Raw genomic sequence first — 1,607 nt, 5'->3', positions numbered from 1 at the left:
GGGGATGCGGACAAAATCTTGGACTACTTGGAGGTAGTCCATGTATTCATACGAAGACCGCGTTCGGGCGGTCGAGCTGTACCTGAAACTCGGGAAGCGCATCAAGGCGACCATCCGTCAGTTGGGTTACCCGACGAAGAATTCTCTTAAGGCGTGGTGTGCGGAATTCGAGAGCAGTGGCGATCTGCAGAAGGAGTATGTTCGCGGAAAGCCGAAGTATTCAGAAAAACAGAAGAACGTAGCACTCGAGCACTACGTTAACCACGGACGCTGCTTCGCCTTCACCCTCAGGGCATTAGGCTATCCCTGTCGCCAGATACTGACGGCGTGGGTTCGCGAACGCTATCCGGAAACCAGGAGATGCGTGGTTGGCAAGGCAGGTCGACCGGCCGCGTCATTGGAGTCCAGGCAGGCCGCGGTGTACGAACTATGCACACGTGAAGGCAGTGCGCTGGCGTTGGCGCGAAAGCTGGACGTCGACAGGGTGACGCTGTACAACTGGAAGAACCAGTTACTCGGCCGAGCGGCCCCCGCATCCATGAAACGCGACAAGCGATCACCTGCAGAGACGGATCGGGACGAACTGGAGCGGCAGGTCAAAGGGCTCCGGCGCGACATTCGTAATCTGCAGCTTGAACACGACCTGTTGAAGAAGGCGAATGAACTCCTAAAAAAAGACCTGGGCGTCGACCTGCCACTCCTGAGCAACCGGGAGAAGACGACGCTGGTTGACGCCCTGAGAGAAGAATACAGTCTGGCTGAACTGCTTGCGCGGTTGGATCTGGCGCGCAGCACCTATTTCTACCATCGGTCGCCCATACGGGTTGCCGACAAATATGCAGAAGTCCGTCGTACCGTTGCAGAGATCTTCGAGGACAATCACCGATCCTACGGCTATCGTCGGGTGCAGGCAGCGCTCGGCCGACAACGGGTGTTTCTATCGGAGAAAGTCGTGCGTCGCCTCATGAAACAAGGCGGCCTCCATGCAGCCAGGCCCAGGCGGCGCCGATACCGTTCTTATATCGGGGAAATTAGCCCTGCCCCTGATAACATCATCAATCGCGATTTCCGTGCTGACGCGCCCAACGAAAAGTGGGTGACCGATATCTCCGAGTTCCAGATTCCTGCGGGTAAGGTATATCTGTCGCCCATGATCGACTGCTTCGATGGCATGGTAGTCAGCTGGTCGATTGGCACGAGCCCTGACGCAGAGCTCGTGAACACCATGTTAGATGCGGCTATTGAGACCGTGACTGAAGAAGATAAAACGCCGATCGTGCATTCCGATCGGGGTGGCCACTACCGTTGGCCTGGCTGGCTATCGCGGGTTGCAAAGGCTAATCTGATTCGATCCATGTCGCGGAAAGCCTGTTCCCCAGACAATGCGGCGTGTGAGGGATTCTTCGGCAGGCTGAAGACCGAGATGTTCTATCCAGGAGACTGGCGTTCGACGACTATCGCGGAGTTCGTTGAGGTACTGAGCGCTTACATTCGCTGGTACAACGAGAAGCGGATCAAGGGCTCCCTTGGCTATCTCAGCCCCATCGAGTACCGTGAAAGCCTGGGGCTAACGGCGTAAACCAGTCCAAGAAAATAGCCGCATCCCC

At 56.7% G+C, this 1,607-nt stretch carries 1 protein-coding gene; it reads left to right on the top strand.

Features of this window, described 5'->3' with window-relative positions:
* Window positions 1-40 precede the first annotated feature (40 nt).
* A complete protein-coding gene (locus WS68_RS04935; RefSeq protein WP_059569734.1) occupies window positions 41-1,579 on the top strand; it encodes an IS3 family transposase in 1,539 nt (512 codons plus the stop codon).
* The last annotated feature ends 28 nt before the right edge of the window (window positions 1,580-1,607 follow it).

The organism is Burkholderia sp. TSV86, assembly GCF_001522865.1.
GTDB lineage: Bacteria > Pseudomonadota > Gammaproteobacteria > Burkholderiales > Burkholderiaceae > Burkholderia.
Note: the sequence above shows the minus strand (reverse complement) of the source record. Positions and strands in the feature narration are given on the sequence as shown.